Annotated in this window: 12 protein-coding genes; 6 read left to right on the top strand and 6 right to left on the bottom strand. The window is 62.9% G+C overall.

The genetic code is table 11. From position 1 onward, the window contains the following. The 3 genes from KVP70_RS14255 to KVP70_RS14245 all read left to right on the top strand — a co-directional run. The coding region (locus tag KVP70_RS14255) for a hypothetical protein (RefSeq protein ID WP_217942875.1) at positions 1 to 495 on the top strand (495 nt) is incomplete at its 5' end. Between the two features lie 77 nt (positions 496 to 572). Next, the gene (locus KVP70_RS14250; protein ID WP_217942874.1) at positions 573 to 1,337 is read left to right on the top strand and encodes a DUF3304 domain-containing protein; all 765 of its coding nucleotides are present in this window, start codon (positions 573 to 575) and stop codon (positions 1,335 to 1,337) included. Next, the gene (locus KVP70_RS14245; protein WP_217942873.1) at positions 1,334 to 3,415 is read left to right on the top strand and encodes a T6SS phospholipase effector Tle1-like catalytic domain-containing protein; all 2,082 of its coding nucleotides are present in this window, start codon (positions 1,334 to 1,336) and stop codon (positions 3,413 to 3,415) included. The genes KVP70_RS14250 and KVP70_RS14245 overlap by 4 nt, the downstream gene beginning before the upstream one ends. Before the next feature lie 37 nt (positions 3,416 to 3,452). On the opposite strand, the gene KVP70_RS14240 is transcribed toward KVP70_RS14245, so the two are convergent. The 4 genes from KVP70_RS14240 to KVP70_RS14225 all read right to left on the bottom strand — a co-directional run bounded on the left by KVP70_RS14240 (position 3,453) and on the right by KVP70_RS14225 (position 8,705). Then, on the bottom strand, positions 3,453 to 4,604 hold the full coding sequence (locus tag KVP70_RS14240; protein ID WP_229224812.1) for a GNAT family N-acetyltransferase: 1,152 nt from the start codon (positions 4,602 to 4,604) through the stop codon (positions 3,453 to 3,455). Positions 4,605 to 4,617: 13 nt separating this feature from the next. Continuing rightward, positions 4,618 to 5,919, bottom strand: coding sequence for a cation:proton antiporter (locus KVP70_RS14235; RefSeq protein WP_217942872.1), 1,302 nt, complete (start codon positions 5,917 to 5,919; stop codon positions 4,618 to 4,620). 143 nt (positions 5,920 to 6,062) lie between these two features. Then, positions 6,063 to 7,451: a branched-chain amino acid transporter BcaP gene (bcaP, locus tag KVP70_RS14230; protein WP_304515519.1), complete on the bottom strand. Its 1,389-nt coding sequence runs from the start codon at positions 7,449 to 7,451 to the stop codon at positions 6,063 to 6,065. A gap of 105 nt (positions 7,452 to 7,556) precedes the next feature. Then, a complete protein-coding gene (locus tag KVP70_RS14225; protein ID WP_217942871.1) occupies positions 7,557 to 8,705 on the bottom strand; it encodes a sugar diacid recognition domain-containing protein in 1,149 nt (382 codons plus the stop codon). Between the two features lie 199 nt (positions 8,706 to 8,904). Here KVP70_RS14225 and KVP70_RS14220 point away from each other — a divergent pair, with 199 nt between their 5' ends. The 3 genes from KVP70_RS14220 to KVP70_RS14210 all read left to right on the top strand — a co-directional run bounded on the left by KVP70_RS14220 (position 8,905) and on the right by KVP70_RS14210 (position 14,511). Next, positions 8,905 to 10,230, top strand: a complete 1,326-nt coding sequence (locus tag KVP70_RS14220; protein WP_217942870.1) for an MFS transporter — start codon at positions 8,905 to 8,907, stop codon at positions 10,228 to 10,230. A gap of 10 nt (positions 10,231 to 10,240) precedes the next feature. After that, positions 10,241 to 11,380, top strand: coding sequence for a glycerate kinase (locus KVP70_RS14215; RefSeq protein WP_217942869.1), 1,140 nt, complete (start codon positions 10,241 to 10,243; stop codon positions 11,378 to 11,380). A gap of 65 nt (positions 11,381 to 11,445) precedes the next feature. Continuing rightward, complete coding sequence (locus tag KVP70_RS14210; protein WP_229224811.1) at positions 11,446 to 14,511, top strand: response regulator; 3,066 nt, start codon at positions 11,446 to 11,448, stop codon at positions 14,509 to 14,511. On the opposite strand, the gene KVP70_RS14205 is transcribed toward KVP70_RS14210, so the two are convergent. Both KVP70_RS14205 and KVP70_RS14200 read right to left on the bottom strand, forming a co-directional pair. Next, the gene (locus KVP70_RS14205) at positions 14,508 to 15,818 is read right to left on the bottom strand and encodes an amino acid deaminase (RefSeq protein ID WP_217942868.1); all 1,311 of its coding nucleotides are present in this window, start codon (positions 15,816 to 15,818) and stop codon (positions 14,508 to 14,510) included. The genes KVP70_RS14210 and KVP70_RS14205 overlap by 4 nt on opposite strands. Continuing rightward, positions 15,815 to 17,011, bottom strand: a complete 1,197-nt coding sequence (locus tag KVP70_RS14200) for a hypothetical protein (protein ID WP_229224810.1) — start codon at positions 17,009 to 17,011, stop codon at positions 15,815 to 15,817. The genes KVP70_RS14205 and KVP70_RS14200 overlap by 4 nt, the downstream gene beginning before the upstream one ends. Positions 17,012 to 17,031: the final 20 nt, after the last annotated feature.

Below are 17,031 nucleotides of genomic sequence, written 5' to 3'. Positions count from 1 at the left end.
AGCGCCCGGCTTTCGCCCGATAAAGCGGGGCCGGAAATCGCTGAAACCAAGATCGTCGAAGTGCCTGAGTATGTCAATGGCAAGGCAGGGGAGTTATGGGTGGTTCGTGCCGCCGATGGTTCGTTAAGCGTTGTCTCTAGCAATTTTCAGCCCGATCATGCCCAATGGCCAGGTGCCGTCAAGGGATGGCCTGTACCGTCTGTTGAGTATAGACGACAGCGATGGGGCCAATATATGAAGTTGGCACAAGATGCGCTTGATACAGCCAACGAGGCTCTAGCGGAGTTGAAGATATCTCCCCAAAAAATTGTTGCGAGATCATGGGAACTCGATCAAAAGTATCGCGCGAAGTTAGTGGAAGGATTTACTGGTCCTAACGACGTGAAGTATATGGAATTCGTCCGGCAAGGATTTGAGGAAATGAAACGCAATTCCGAGGAAGATGTTCGACAACTGCTGGTGCGTCTGCCATGCGCGCTGGTCAATGCCCCTTGACATTGAGATGGCTAAGGCTCAAAGAATGATCGAGTAGCGGCAAAGTGTTGCTGCTTTTGAATAGAAACGGGAACGACATGAAGTTGATAAATCATCGCGTGCTGCGCGGTTCCAGAACCTTGTTGGCGGTAAGCCTGTTTGTGCTGCCGGTGATCGGCCTGTGCGGGAACGGAACTGTGCCTGTCAGTATCCATGGAGTGAACTATAGTGGCGATGACTTTTCTTACGTAGTCGAAGATCCTCAGGACAGCACGAATAAAGGTGGAGGGGAGAGTATCGGGCCCTACGAGGCTGGTGGAACTATGTGCTGCTACAGGCTTCCGCAGACATGGCGTCGCGGCATTCAGATCAAAGTCCATGCCGTGCACAGTGCCCGACTTTCGCCCGATAAAGCGGGGCCAGAGATCGCTGAAACTCAAATCGTCGAAGTGCCAGAGTATATCGATGGCAAGACGGGCGAGTTATGGGTAATTCGTGCCGCCGACGGTGCGTTAAGCGCGGTCTCCAGCGACTTCCAGCCGAATCATGCCAAATGGCCTGGCGCCGTCAAGGGATGGCCGGTACCGTCTTTGGAGTATAAACGGCAGCGGTGGGGCCAGTATATGAAGTTGGCACAAGATGGTCTTGACACCGCGAACGAGGCTCTGGCGGAGCTGAAAATATCTCCGCAGAAATTGGTTGCCGGTTCGTGGAAACTTGATCAAAAGTACCAACCGAAGTCAGTGCAGGAATTTAGCGGCCCTGAAGACGAAAGATATGTGGAGTACGTCCGGCAAAAATTCTTAAGAATGAAACGCAATTCCGAGGAAGAGGTGCGTCAAGTGCAGGAGCGTCGGCCATGAGCGCGCGTCTATGCCCAGTGCTGCCTAATGGTTTTGCCGAAGCGGCCGAATTGAAGAAGTTTTTCAACCAAGAGGAACAAGAACAATTAAAAACATATCAGGAACGGGAGTTTTTAAAACTACCGTGTCAAACGAATTTGTTTTTTGGCTTCTTCTTGGACGGAACCAAGAACAACTATGTCTTGGGCGCGGCGGCAAAAAATCAATCCAATGTCGCGCGCTTATACGACTGCTTCCCTGGGCAAAGTGTTCCCAACGTATTGCCAGATGACTCGAAATGGACCTATAAGCCTGACGACTATAAGCATTTTTTCAGGGTATATGTGCCAGGCGTAGGTTCGCCGTTTGACGCTGTGAAAGATACCGGCAAGGGGAAGGATTTGACGACGGGTGCAGGGTTCGGCGCTCGTGGGGAGGACCGCATCAAGTGGGCGTTGATTCAAGCGATAAACAATGTCCATATCTATTTTCATGGTTCTCCGCTACTCTCTCCTAACGAGACCCTATCGGAGATGGGGCGTATCGAATTGACGAGGTGGCAGCGGACGAAAATGCAGTCCCGCCACATTCAGAGCTATAGCGACGCAGAGAATCAGGGCAAAGATACCAAGGCGGTGTTTGAAGAGCTATTGAAGCGCTTGCACTCACAGGTCTCGATTCATTGGCCAGACTCGGCCACTTGTGAACCGAAGAAGAAGGATCCCGCGCACGTTCAGAAGATCTATATCTCCATGTTCGGTTTTTCGCGCGGTGCTGCGCAGGCGCGTGCTTTTGCCAATTGGTTGATGTCCTTGTGCGAACTTGACGCTCGTCTCAGTGGCCGCGGCCATACCCAAAGCTTAGGCGGATTTGAGGTGCAGTTCGATTTCCTTGGATTGTTTGACACCGTCGCATCTGTGGGAGTCGCCAATACGATGGGCGACAGCACGCTTCTCGGGCGATTTGACGGCCACGGAGCCTGGGCCGACGCCGAGGACAGCTTGCGCATACATGGCGGCTTGCGATGCCTGCATCTGGTGTCGGCACATGAGGTGCGCCGAAGTTTTCCGGTCGATTCCATTTCGATTGGACAGAGCACGCCGGCAAATGCGGAGGAATTGATATTCCCTGGCGTGCACTCGGACTTGGGTTCCGGTTACTGTCCGAAGGAACAAGGGCGCGGCGAAGACGAACTCGGCTCAGATATGCTGGCACGTGTTCCGTTGCTTTACATGTATCACGAGGCACGACTAGCGGGTGTTCCATTAAAGTTGGACCTGGCTCCTCCCAACGTCAAAGATAAATTTAAAATTTCACCTTCCACGATCAAGGCGGTGAATGACTATCTTGCCACATGCACTGTTACCAGCGGCACGCTGACCGACATCATGCGGGAGCAAGGGAAGAATCAAATTCTGTGGCATTTGGCGCGGCGGGTGAACGGCCCCACACCGTTGGAAAAGACCGACAGCTACAAGCGCGCTACAAATTTCGACAAGAACGATCTGCATAGCGCGAATCTGGAATTTGAGGACGAAATCAAGGAATTCGAAGAATGGTATGCCGGCAAAGGAAAAGAGTTTAAGCCACAGAAGCAAAAGCCAGGTTTTGGAAATGACTACGAGCACGAATGGGAGGAGATCGCGACCTGGTGGAAAACCGCTCCGCCGTTGTCGGAGGCTGCATTGAACTTCTTTGATAATTACGTGCATGACTCGCATGCCTGGTTCAAATTGAGTGACGACTATCCCGACAATGAACCTGAATTGCAGAAGAAACTGATTCAGTGGGAGCAAAAACGCTTGAACGCCATTGCTCAACGGGAGAGCGTGCACGCGAGCAATGGCCGTAGCCACAGCGAATCTCAAAGCGCCCCCCAGAGCGACGGTTTGACGCCAGATCAGCGCAGGGCCGCGCAGGAGTACGCTCAAACCAAACAGACGCCGATCATGTTGACGAGTGGACGTGAATCGAAAAAATTCTTGCTGCTGACGCTGCGTGGCGGCTACCTTCGATTTAGAAAAGTTTATGCAGGTGCGGACGGTATCCTTATTTCCAACAATGAGCGTCGTACCGAATCGGAAGCCAAGGCCGCTTAGCTGGTCAGACGTTTTTGCTGATACGTCTCGCCGGCCGTTACTTAATATGCCGGCGGGCCACTGCGGTGGCTGCAACGAAGGAGCCGTGCAAGGCGCAGACCAAGCGATTTCTTAGGCCCGTCCGCATCAGCAGCACATGGCCGCGCTGCACGGTGACGTTGCTGGATTGGTAGCTGTGCGCAGGCGTGCCGTAGCCAAGATCGATGCAGGTAAAGCGGTGGCCGCACAGATCCTCGATGGCCATGTGCAATATCGTCGTTCCCACCGATAGATGATCGAGCGTGCTGTCGTGGAAGATGTTGAACAGGTGCAGGGTATCGCTCGATCGCAAGCCGAGCATCAACGCACAGGGTCGGCCGCCACAGTCGATCTGGTAGCACAGCAGCATTCCGTGTTGCGCCAGCCCCTGCATTTCTTCCACGGTCCACAGTTGCGCACGATGCTCTGGCGTGATCAGCCTGGCCAGCGCCTCCCGCATGGATGGCAATTGCTCCGGCCGTTCAATCCGATGCAAATCCAGCTGCCCGCCGCCGTGGTCGCGCAGCTGCCGCTGTTGCCGCTTGAGGTTGTAGCGCCGCTTGGAAGCGAACTGCGCCATGAAAGCTTCAAAGTTGGCTGGCAAGGGAATCTGATGACAGTCGCGCCAGTTGTTCAGCAAGTGCTTGCGATAGCCACCTGCGTTGCCGATGGCGTCGCTTATGTTGCGCCACAGCTTGCTATCCGACGGCAGTGACGTCAGCGAGATCGCGTGACATTTCGGGAACTGCTCCAACAGAAACTCAAACAGCAAATTCAGCAACTCCGGCCGCGCCGGCATCAACGGCGCACTGCCAAGCAGGACCACACTGAACGCTGGCAGCGAACCCAAGCGTAAGCGGCCGGCGCTAAATTCAAAACCGTGATGCCGCAGCACCAACGGCACCACGCCGACCACGGTTCGGCTGGCGCGCTCCAGCACCGTGAACAATTGCGGCGGCCTGTGCCGTGTTGCCGTGCTGCGCAGATAGTCGAAGTATTCCGGACTCTGATACACGCGGTCATGGCTTTCGCTCTCGGCCAGCAGTTCGCGCCAGCGCGCCAGCAGGGCGCGGTCGCCGGTGCGGTCGGTGGCGTCTTCAATCAGGTAGGTATCGTTGGACATCGTCGCAAGACGATCCCACATCCGGCGCAGCCGCTTCTTGATGCACATCGAAGCGATGCGATCAGCGACGCCGACGCCACACTGTGTCCATCAAGGGCTTGACACTGAAGCCGTGTACCAGTATCGACAGCATGATGACAAACAGCGCGATGCGCGTCAGCTGCGCCGCCAGTTCCGGGGCCAGGCCCGCTTCGATGGCGAACATCAGGTAGTAGATAGAGCCGATGCCGCGTACGCCAAACCAGCCGGTCATGGCGCGCATGCGCAGGCCGGTCTCGCTGCCGATCAGGCCGGCGAACACGCTCAGCGGACGGGCGATCACGAACAGGAACAAGGCCATCCACAAGGCATCCCACTGCATGCTTTTCAGCGAGATCATGCCGCCCAGTAGCAACACCAGCGTCAGCTCGGACAGGCGCTCCAGATGTTCCTTGAACACCAGCGACCCGGTGCTGACAATCAGCGGCGCTTCGTGGGTCTCGCTGGTCTTGGCGGCTTCGGACTTGGCCGTGTCCGGTTCCATCAGTCCGTGGCGGTCCTTGGGCGCGCCGGCCAGCACCAGTTCGGTCTGCCGCAGCGCGACGGCGGCGAAGAACACCGCCAGAAAGCCCGAGGCCCTGCACAAGGTCGCAACGCTGTACACCACGGCGATCATGCCCAGTCCCACCAAGTCGTCCATGAGTTCATGCTTGGGATCGCAACCGCGCAGACGCCAGCTCAGTCGCGCCACCAGTGCGCCGGCCGCCACGCCGATCAGCAGCGCGCCTGCGGTAGCCCACAACACGTCGACCAGCAACCAGCGCAAGTGGTGCTCGCCGGTATCGACCACGCCCAGCATGCCGAGGCCAAGCATGACGAAAGGGAAGGCGCTGCCATCGTTCATGCCGGCCTCGCAGGTGAGGGTGAACCGCAGCTGGTCCTTGTCGCCAGCATGGCGCACCTGGACATCGGTGGCCAGCACCGGATCGGTGGGCGCCAGGATGCCGCCCAGCAGGACGGCGGCTCCGGCCGGCAGATGCAGCACGTGGTGGCCGAACAGCGCCACCAGCCCCACCGTCAGCGACATCGACAGCCAGGCCAGCCGCAGCGGCGCGTCCCAGCGCAGGCGCTTGAACGGCACCGGCATCTTGATCCCGGCGGAGAACAGCGAGATGAGCAGCGCAATCTCGGTCAGCACTTCCAGCACGGCCGATTGCAGCTTGGGATCGAAGCCGAAGATGTTGAGAAAGGTCGGCCCCAGCAAGATGCCGGCGCCCAGGTAGACGATGGCGGAGGTGAAGGGCGACTTCGAGATCGTGGTGGCCGCCAGCCCGCGCGCCAGCATCAGGCAGCCGACGAGCAAGAACCATAGGGTGGTGTTCACACGCTCTCCTTCGCAGTGACGAGTCAGATGCTAGGCGCGTTTCGTGTTGCGGTCTGTGGGGTAGAACACCCTGCGCGGAGCGGCAGGAAAGGACAGGGAAGGGCGCCGGCGAGGCAACTGGCCTCGCCGGGCAAACAGCGGATTTAGTTCAGCAGCGAACGCTTGCGGGCATAGCCGAAGTAGATGGCCAGGCCGATCGCCAGCCAGATCACGAAGGCGACCCAGGTGAACCAGCTCAGGTAAGTCATCAGCATGACGCAGAAGATCACGGCCAGGCCAGGAATCACCGGCACGCCAGGGCAGCGGAAGGCGCGCTTGAGGTCGGGACGGGTCTTGCGCAGGATGACCACGGCGATCGATACCAGGCTGAAGGCGGCCAGCGTGCCGATGTTGATCAGCTCGGTCAGCACGTTCAGCGGCACCACAGCGGCGATCAGGCCAAACACGATGCCGACCAGCCAGGTGGCGAAGAACGGCGTGTGGAAGCGCGGATGCACGGCCGACAGGCGCTTAGGTAGCAGGCCGTCGCGCGACATGGCGAAGATGATGCGGGTCTGGCCGTAGGCCATCACCAGGATCACGGTGGTCATGCCGAGGATGGCGCCAAGGTTGACGAAGCCGGCGAACCACTTTTCACCGGCCACTTCCAACGCCAGCGAGACCGGATGGTCGATGCCCAGGAACTGCTTGTACGGCACGATGCCGGTCATGATGGCCGAAACGATCACATACAGCACGGTGCAGACGGCCAGCGAGCCGATGATGCCGATCGGCAGATCGCGCGACGGACGCTTGACTTCCTCGGCGGCCGAGGTCACCGCATCGAAGCCGATGAAGGCGAAGAACACCAGCGCGGCGGCGCTCAGCATGCCGTTGTAGCCAAACGGCAAAAACGGTTTCCAGTTGGCCGGCTCGACGTGACGCGCGCCGACCACGATGAACAGCAGGACCACGCCGATCTTGATGGCGACCATGATGTTGTTCAGGCGGGCCGACTCGCGCACGCCCCAGCTCAGCATGGCGGTCAGGATCATCATGATGCAAAAAGCAGGCAGGTTGATCAGCGTGTGCACGCCGGGCAGCGCGCCGGGCGCGGCCGTGAGCTCGACCGGCAGGTTGATGCCGAAGCCGGCGATCAACGACTGGAAGTAGCCGGACCAGCCGACCGACACGGCCGAGGTGGCCAGGCCGTATTCCAGCAGCAAGTCCCAGCCTATCATCCAGGCGGCCAGTTCGCCCAGGGTGGCGTAGGTGTAGGTGTAGATGGAGCCGGCCACTGGCACGGTGGAGGCGAATTCGGCGTAGCAGAGGGCGGCGAAGCCGCAGGCGATCGCGGCGACCACGAAGGACAGGGTCAGCGCCGGGCCGGCCGTCACCGCGCCGGTGCCCGTGAGTACGAAAATACCGGTGCCGACAATGGCGCCGATGCCCATGAGAATGAGGTCGAAGGGACCGAGTACTTTCGCCAGGCCGCCGGGTTTGCGGCTGTTGGCGATCATATCGTCCAGGTTCTTAGTGCGAAAAAGGCTCAAAATGGCTCCAGTTTTATTTTGGTTATCTCCGTACCCGAGTGTGTGCCTTGTGGGCGCCCGGGCGACGGCAAATAATACAGTAAGTTTCCGGCTATGCCGAGAGCGTTATGTTGTTAATAACGATGAGATATATAGCAGGAAACGATCCTCCAGCTTGCCCAGGTCCAGGCCGGTGATCTCGCCGATGCGGCGCAGCCGGTAATCGAGCGTATTGCGGTGCACGTGCAGCGCCTCGGCGGTGGCGGCCGGGTGACCGTCGTGTTCAAACCACACATTGAGCGTGCGTTGCAGTAACTCCTTGTTTTTATCCTGCGCCTTCAAGCGGGCGATGGGCAGGCGCAGCTGGTCCGCCTCCCAGCCCGAACCCAGCCCCGACAGCAGCACCGGCAGGGCCTGTTCGTAGTAGCTGAAGCGGGTGCGGCGCGGATGACGGGCGCGGCCGATGCGGGCCGCCGCCTGCGCGCTCCGGTAAGAGATCGCCACGCCCGCCATGCCGGACTGGGCGATGCCCATGGTCAGCGTGTGCGGCTGTTCGCATTCCTCGTGCAGGATGGCGGCCAGCGCTTTCAGCTGGCGCTGCGGCCACTGGGCGTCGTGGGCGGGCGCGGCGTCGTAGAAGTCCAGCAGCACCAGCTGGTGCGCACCGGCGGAGGCCGTCAGCGCCGACGGCTGCCGGGCCAGCATGCGCAATTGCAGGCGCTGCAGCTCGCCGAGCGCCTGGTCGGTGCCCATCGCCTGGTCGTCCAGCTCCAGCAGGTACACCAGGTGGCTGCGTTCGAAATTGACGCCCAGCCGCCGCGCCCAGGCCGCCAGGTCGGCTTCGTGCGCCGCTTCGTAGCGGATCAGGTTGAGCACGAAGGCTTCGCGGTAGCGCGAGTCGCGCTGCAATTCGCCGGCCAGGTGGGCTTGTTCGAGGATCATCTCCGCCGTCAGCCGCACCAGCTCGCCGAACTGGCGCACCTGGTCTGGCACGCCGCTCAGGCCGACCGCGCCGCAGACCTGGCCGTTGACCGTCAACGGCAGGTTGATGCCGGGCTGGGCGCCGTGCATATTGCGGGCGCTGGCACTGTCGATCTCCACCGTCAGCCGCTTGGCCAGGGCCAGCATGGCGCCGGCGTGCAGCTCGCCGATGCGGGCCGGATTGCCGCTGGCCAGGATGGTGCCGTTGGCGTCCATGACGTTGACGTTGTAGGGGATGATCTTCATGGTCCGGCTGACGATGTCCTGGGCCAGCTCGGTGCTGAGTATGTACATGGCGTTTCTCCTGGTCCTACATTGTGCCAAAGAACAAGGAATCCACATAAATTCCTCGCTGGTTAAAGCATTTATTGTGCAAATGCCCAACAAATGCCCGAACTGCGGCGCAATTATGGTGCATTTGGCCGATGTTTTTTCGGCGTCGATTCCAGATAATCGACTGCACAGACTACCTATAAAAACCAAGGAGACAAGCATGAACACCACCACCACCACCGCCACGCCGTGGCCGGCGGCGTCCGTCCTGGACGGCGCGTACAAGAAGGCCAGCTGGCACCTGATACCGTTTATCTTCATCTGCTACTTCTTCAACTACCTGGACCGCGTCAATGTCGGCTTCGCCAAGCTGGAGATGCTGGACGCCCTCCATTTGAGCAACACCGTCTATGGACTGGGCGCGGGCATCTTCTTCATCGGCTACGTGCTGAGCGGCGTGCCGAGCAACCTGATCCTCCACAAGATCGGCGCCCGCCGCTGGATCGCCACGATGATGGTGGCCTGGGGCGCCTTGTCGGCCTGCATGCTGTTCGTGCACAACCCGACCTCGTTCTACGTGCTGCGCTTCTTCACCGGCGTGGCCGAGGCCGGCTTCTTCCCTGGCATGGTGCTGTACTTCACCCACTGGTTCCCGGCGCAGAAGCGCGGCCAGGTGATGGCGCTGTTCATGTCGGCGATACCGATTTCCGGCCTGGTCGGCGGTCCGCTGTCGGGCTGGATGTTGCAGCACTTTTCGGCCGGGCAGGGCGGCATGGCCGGCTGGCAGTGGCTGTTCCTGCTGCAAGGCTTGCCGACCGTGATACTCGGCGTGGCCGTGTACTTCTACCTGAACGATGGCATCGCCCAGGCCAAATGGCTGAGCGCCGAAGAAAAAGGCGCGATGCAAGCCGCGCTGGCCGGCGACGAGCAACAGCGCCAGGCTAGCAGCGATGTCGGCCAGACCTTCTCCGCCGTGCTGCGCAATGGCAGCGTGTGGATGCTGGGCGTGATCTATTTCTGCATCCAGATGGGCGTGTACGCGATCAACTTCTGGCTGCCGTCCATCATCAAGTCGCTGGGCTACCAGAACTCCGGCACGGTCGGCTGGCTCAGCGCGATTCCCTATCTGTGCGCCGCCCTGTTCATGGTGTGGGCCGGCCGCTCGGCCGACCAGCGCCGCGAACGCCGCCTGCACGTATCGCTGCCGATGGTGATGGGCCTCACCGGCCTGATGCTGGCGGCTAACTTCTCCAGCAATGCGCTGGTTGTGATGGTGGGCCTGAGCATGGCGACCATGGGCGCGCTGGCCGCGCTGGCGATGTTCTGGTCGCTGCCGTCCGCCTTCCTCGGCAGCGCGGCGGCGGCCGGCGGCCTGGCGCTGATCAACTCGCTCGGCCAGATCGCCGGCTTCGTCAGCCCCTTCCTGGTCGGCTGGATCAAGGACGCCACCCAGAGCACCGATACGGCGCTGTATATTTTGTCCAGCGTGCTGCTGCTTGGTGCGATACTGGTGCTGCGCGTACCCGCCAAACTGGTCAACCGTTGATAGAGTTCTGATGAAAATAGTCATTGCGCCCGATTCGTTTAAAGAGAGCCTGACCGCGCTGGCGGTCGCCAACGAAATCGAGGCCGGCTTCCGCGAGTTCTTCCCCGACGCGCAATACGTCAAGCTGCCGGTGGCCGACGGCGGCGAAGGCACGGTGCAGGCGATGATCGACGCCAGCGGCGGCCGCCGCGTGGAACTGCAAGTGTCCGGTCCGCTGGGCGAGCCAGTGGCCGCGTTCTACGGCCTGATGGGCGACGGCGCGACGGCGGTGATCGAGATGGCCGCCGCCAGCGGCCTGGAGTTGGTGCCCACGGCGCAGCGCGATCCGCTGCGCACCAGCAGCCACGGCACCGGCCAGTTGATCCGCGACGCGCTGGATGCCGGCGCCCGCCGCTTCGTGCTGGGCGTGGGCGGCAGCGCCACCAACGACGGCGGCGCCGGCATGCTGCAGGCGCTGGGCGGACGCCTGCTGGACGCGGCCGGCCGCGACCTGCCACCCGGCGGCGGCGCGCTGGATGGCTTGCAGCACATCGACCTGTCCGGCCTGGACGCCCGCATCAAGGACTGCGTGTTCGAGATCGCCTGCGATGTCAGCAATCCGCTGGTGGGGCCGCAGGGCGCCTCGCATATCTTTGGCCCGCAAAAGGGCGCCACCCCGGCGATGGTCGAACAGCTGGACGCCAACCTGCGCCATTACGCCGACGTCATCGCCCGCGAACTGGGCCGGCAGGTGGCCGACGTGCCGGGCGCCGGCGCGGGCGGCGGCATCGGCGCGGCGATGCTGGTGTTCCTGGGCGGTAGCTTGCGTCCCGGTAGTGAGATCGTCGCGGCGGCGGTGGGCCTGGACGCGGCCGTGGCCGACGCCGACCTGGTCATCACCGGCGAAGGCCGGATCGACAGCCAATCGATCCACGGCAAGACGCCGATCGGCGTGGCGCGCGTGGCGCAGCGGCACGGCAAGCCGGTGATCGCGATCGCGGGCTGCCTGGCGCCGGGGGCGGCGGTGGTGCACCAGCATGGCATCGATGCGGTGTTCGGCGCGGTCAGCCGGCCGTGCACGGTCGAGCAGGCGCTGGCCGAGGCGGCGCGGAACGTGCGCAGCGCCGCCCGCAATATCGCCGCCGTGCTCAGCCTGGGCGCCAGGCTGTAGAACAGGCGGCTAGGGGCCGTCCATCTGTGCTAGAGTCATTCTCGTCCCAGCCAACGACACCGAGAATGAAGCCAGTAGTCCGCCGCCCCCTGCCATCGATCCGAGCGCAAATCTACACACTGGTGTGGGCCTGCGCTCTGCCGGCCGTGGTCGGAGTCGGATTGTTGGCGCATCATTTTTATCAGCGGGAACGAGCCCAAATCCAGCAAGGAACGCTGGTCACGGCACGCGCATTGATCCAGGCGGTCGACCGCGACCTCAATACCGGCATCACCATGGCGAAGGCGCTGGCCAATGCGCCCAGCCTTGACAGTGGCGACCTGGCAGGCTTCTACACCTTGGCCAGCAAGGCCCTGCGCCCCGAATTCCCCGGTTTTAATTTCGTGTTGAGCGACCGTGATTCGGTCCAGTTGCTCAACACCGCGCGTCCTTTCGGTCCAACGATCGCCGATCCCGCCAGCCGGGAGCGCATCCACCAAGTGTTCGACACCGGCCGGGCGGTGATCTCCGACGTCTTCATCGGCGGCGCCTTGAAGCGGCCGCTGGTCGCGGTGCATGTACCGGTGATCAGGGAAGGCAAGGTGATTTACTGCCTGTCGGTGGGGTTTGTGCCCGAGCGCCTGGGCATGGTGCTGCGGGAGCAGAACCTGCCCGGCGACCGCGTGGCCGGCATCTTCGATTCGCGCGGGGTGATTGTGGCGCGCTCGAAGGATGCGGAACAATATGTGGGCCAGCCGGCGTCAGCCACCTTGCGGGCCAGGATGTCCGGTGGCGGCGAGGCGGCGTTTGAGTCGGTCACGCTGGACGGCACCCCGGTGTACTCGATGTACAGCCAGTCGAAGGTGTCCGGCTGGACGGTGGCGATCGGCGTGCCGCGCAGTACCATGCTGTCGGAAATGCTGGCTTCGATCCGGTGGATCATCATCGTCGTGGCCGGGCTGCTCGCCCTTGGCATGGGCGTCGCCTGGTATTTCGCCCGCCGCATCAATGGCTCGGTCGGCGCGTTGTCGCGCGCCGCCAGCGCCCTTGGCAAGGATGGCGACCTGCGGCTGGAGGGCATGAAGCCGGCGTTCCGCGAAGTCGACGACGCCATCCGCACCTTGCAGGCGGTGGAGTCCGAGCTGCAGCAGTATCGCAACCGCCTGGAGAGCGCGATCGAAGAGCGCACCCTGCAGCTGCAATCGGCGCAGCGCGAAGCGATCAACAAGGAGCTGCGCACCCGCACCGTGATGGACAATATCGGCGACGGCATCATCACCATCAATGCCGACGGGGTTATCGAAGCCTTCAACCACGCCGCCTGCGGCATCTTCGGCTACACGCCGGAAGAGGCAATCGGCGCCAACATCATGCGCATGATGCCGGCCAGTTTGCGCGGCGCCCACCATGCCGGCATGGGGCGCTACCTGGCCGGCGGCCTGCCCAAGGTGGTGGGCAAGAACAACGTCGAGCTGCAGGGGCTGCGCAAGGATGGCACCACGTTTGTCCTGGAGCTGTCGATCCGCGCGCTGCTGGTCGAAGGCCAGCATCTGTTCGTCGGCATCGTGCGCGACGTCACGGAACGCAAGCGGGCCGAGAGGGAGCTGCGGCTGGCGATGGAGCAGGTGCAGATCGCCAGCGCCGCCAAGGATGTCTTTGTGGCGAACATGAGCCACGAACTGCGCACGCCGATGAACGCGGTGCTGGGCATGGCGCACCTGCTCAACACCACCGGCTTGTCGCCGGAGCAGGGCCGCTATCTGGAGATGATACGGGCCTCGGGACAAAGCCTGCTCGGCATACTGAACGACATCCTCGATTTCTCCAAGATGGAAGCCGGCAAGATCGAAGTGCATCCGGTGCGCTTCCTGCTGGAGGACGTGCTGCATTCGCTGGCCAGCATCATGAGCGTGACGGTCGGCGAGAAGAATCTGGAGCTGTGCCTGGGCGTGGAGCAGGACGTGCCGCGCGCGCTGGTCGGCGACGCGCTGCGCCTGCAGCAGATACTGGTCAACCTGGCCGGCAACGCCATCAAGTTCACCGAGCAGGGCGAAGTCTCGGTGCTGGTGGAGCGCGCGGGCGGCGAGGGCGCGGCGCTGCTGCTGCGCTTTACGGTGCGCGATACCGGCATCGGCATGAATGACGAACAATTGGCGCGGTTGTTTTCGCCGTTCACGCAGGCCGACCTGTCCACCACGCGCCGCTACGGCGGCACCGGATTGGGGCTGACCATCTCCAAGGGGCTGATCGAACTGCTGGGTGGCGCCATCGAAGTGCGCAGCGCGGTCGGCGCGGGCAGCATGTTCTCCTTCACGCTGCCGATGAAACAGGCCGACCAGGCCGAGGCGCCGAGGACCGGTCGCCGCCGCCACCTGCTGGTGGTGGATGATAACGCCACCAGCCGCGACTTCCTCGGCAAGACCATCGAAGCCTGGAACTGGCGCTGCGACGTGGTCGCCTCGGGGGCGGAAGCGCTGGCGCTGATACGCTCCGGCCGCGTCTACGATGCGGCGCTGGTGGACTGGCAAATGCCGGGCATGGACGGCCCGGCCACCATGCGCACCTTGCAGGAGGAATCCGGCATGCCGGTGATCTGCATGGTCAACGCCTACGGTCGCAGCAAGCTGGTACAGGACATGGCCGGCGTCAGCGCGCCGGTGTTCCTGACCAAGCCGGTGACGGCGTCCAGCCTGTATGACGCGGTGCAGACCGCGCTGGCCCATCGCCAGGAAGATGTCGCCGATGTTCCTGCGCTGGCGGACGCCAAGGCGCTGGCTGGCGTGCACGTGCTGCTGGTGGAGGACAATCCTATCAACCAGCAGGTGGCGAAAGGCATATTGGAGCTGGCCGGCGCCACGGTCACGCTGGCGGAACATGGCGAGAAGGCGCTTCAACTGCTGCGTGGCGATCTGCGCTGCGACCTGGTGCTGATGGATGTGCAGATGCCGGTGATGGACGGCTTTACCGCCACCCGCGCGATCCGCGATGAACTGCGCTTGACGCTGCCGGTGATCGCGATGACGGCCGGCGTGATGGAGTCCGAGCGGGAACAATGCATCGCCGCCGGCATGGACGATTTCATCGGCAAGCCGGTGGACGTGGAGCAGATGTTCGCCACCATCGCCAAGCACCTGCGTACCATGGACGGCTAGAAGAAGGTGTTGACCGCGCCGCGCACCTTGTAGTCGTCGTCCACGGTCAGCAGCAGCGGCCATTTGTCGAATGTGGTGCAGGGGTGGGAGATGCCGCAGCCTATCAGGTCGCCGACCGCCAGTTCGCCGCTGATGGCATGCCCCGCCGGCAGCCGCAGGTAGGCATGCTGGTCGTTCATCTTCTCGATGCTGCACCCGTCCGGCAGCGCCGCAGGCGCGCTGGCGCCGGGACGGTGCGACACCAACGCGCGCGGCAGCTCCATGTCATACGAAGCGTCGCGCTTGCCCATGCCGAGAATGGCCAGCGTGGGTTCGGGCCGCGACAGCACCATGCTCCAGACTTCCAGCGCCGGCCGCAGGCCCTGGCCAGGCTCCAGGCCTTCGCGCGCGTTCAGTTGCTCGATCAGGCCGTGATAGAAGCCGTGGTCATTGGTCAGGTAGCAGCCGCTGCGCAGCACCGGCAGCACCGGGCGGGACAAATTCTTCACCTGGGCGAAGCCGCTGGCGACAAAATCGAAATAGGCCGAACCGCCGGCCGATAGCAGGATCTCGCCGCGCTTGAACAGCTGCTCGGCGTCGGCCTGGCGCAGGAGGTCGGACAGCTGGGTGACGAAGTGGCGGACCGCCTCGTGGTCCTGGTCGCGGTCCGGACCGACCAGCAGGCCTTCGTAGCCTTCGATGCCGGCCAGTTCCAGTCCCGGCGCGGCGGCGACTTCGCGCGCCAGCGCCAGTGCGTCGTCCATGCTGCGGCAGCCGGCCCGTTTGCCGGCCAGGCCCAACTCCACCAGCAGCGGCAGCCGCCTTTCCATGCGCTGCTGTTGCGCCGCCTGCGACAGGCGCGCCACGCCGGCGCTGGAATCGACCAGCGCGTAGAACTCGAACGAAGGATCGCGGTGCATCAACGTCAGCACGGCCTTGATGTCGGCCGGCGCCACCAGCTGGTTCGCCAGCAGCACGCGGCGCACGCCGTAGCGGTAGGCGATCTGCACCTGCGCCGCCGTCGCCAGCGTCATGCCCCAGGCGCCGTTGGCCAGTTGGGCGTCGAACAATTGGGGACTCATAGTGGTCTTCCCGTGTGGCGCCAGCTGCACGCCGTATCGCTCGCAGAAGCCGCGCATCCACTGCAGGTTGTGCTCCAGCGCGGACGCCTTCAACAGCGCGACCGGAAAACTGGTGTCGGCGTGCAGCACGCTCCACTGGCGGGCGCCGATGTCGCCCTGGCGCAGCGGCTGCGTGATCGGCAGGCCCTTGACTCCGGGGTGCAGTAGTTGGTCTTCCAGTTTCATCATGGCGGCGGTGCGATTCAAGTGTGGCTCCTGCTGTCGAAAGTGTGTAACGTGGCGCCCAGCGCCTGGAGGCGGTCGTGGCGCAGCATGCCGTAATTGTAGAATCCGAAATGGCGGATGCGCAGTTCCCGCAAGCCCTGTAACGCTTGCGGCAATTGCGCGCCATCGGTCAGGTCCGGCGGGCCGGGACGCAAGATGGCGCGGATGCGGTCCGGCGCGCCGATGCGGCGGATGCAGTCCCAGGCATCGCTGCGGGCGGCGGCGGCATCGGCTTCGTAGAACGGTATCTCCAGCCAGTCCGCAACACTGGACAGTGCGCGCAGGTCGGTGCCTTCCAGCCAACCCTGGGCGGTAGGACGCTGCACCGTCGCCACCACGGACAACTGTACCTGTGGCGGCATGGCGGCGCGGATGGCGCCGACCAGTTGCGTGACGCGGCGCCGCCGCAGGCGGTTCAGGGCGGCCAGGTCGTCGTCTTCCAGCAGGTCGGCGGCCAGCCACGCCGCGGCCTGGGTGGGCGTGGCGTCGACGGGCGCGTCGAGATAATTGTCGATGTCGCGGCGGATGCGGCTGCGCAGGCCGTCCATGTCGATGTCCGCCGCTTTGCCTGCGGCCATGCAGGCGTCGCAGAAGCACAGGCCAAGCAGGGAGTCGAGCCAGAGGTTGCCGCGGACCTGGGCGAATTCGTGATGGTAGCCGTGGACGTAGGGCAGCCAACCCGGTGTTTCGATCACCACGCTGGCGACGCCGCGTGTGGCCACGTCGGCGCTCAGCGCCACCGCGAAGTCGAATACCGGCTGCTGCATCGGGCAAAGGCTGTACAGATAGCCGTCGCCATAGGCGTTGCGCGCGGTGTACCGGGGATGTGCCGCGCCAAGGCGGCTGTTGTGCAGCAGTACCGTCCAGGCGTGTACCGCGACGCCGCCGTTGGCGACCAGCTGCGGCAGCACCGCGCGCATCGCCGGTTCGGAATGGGCTTGCGGTTTGAGCTCGCCGTAGCGCGCCAGGTCCGGTTCGAAATAGACCACGCCATCCTCGGGGAAGATGACGCGCGGTCCCTTGGCCGCGCGCGGACGCAGGAATTTTCCGGCATGGTAGCTGACGGCGAGCGTCGCACCGTTCATGCCCAGGCTGCGCGCATGGTCTACAAATTGATCCACATCCGCGACATCCCACGGATAGCAATACAGCGAAGTATGGTTGGGAGAATTCATGCGCGCCATTCTAGCCTATG

This window comes from Duganella violaceipulchra, assembly GCF_019166075.1.
Lineage (GTDB): Bacteria > Pseudomonadota > Gammaproteobacteria > Burkholderiales > Burkholderiaceae_D > Rugamonas > Rugamonas violaceipulchra.
This window is presented reverse-complemented; position numbering and strand designations above follow the sequence as displayed.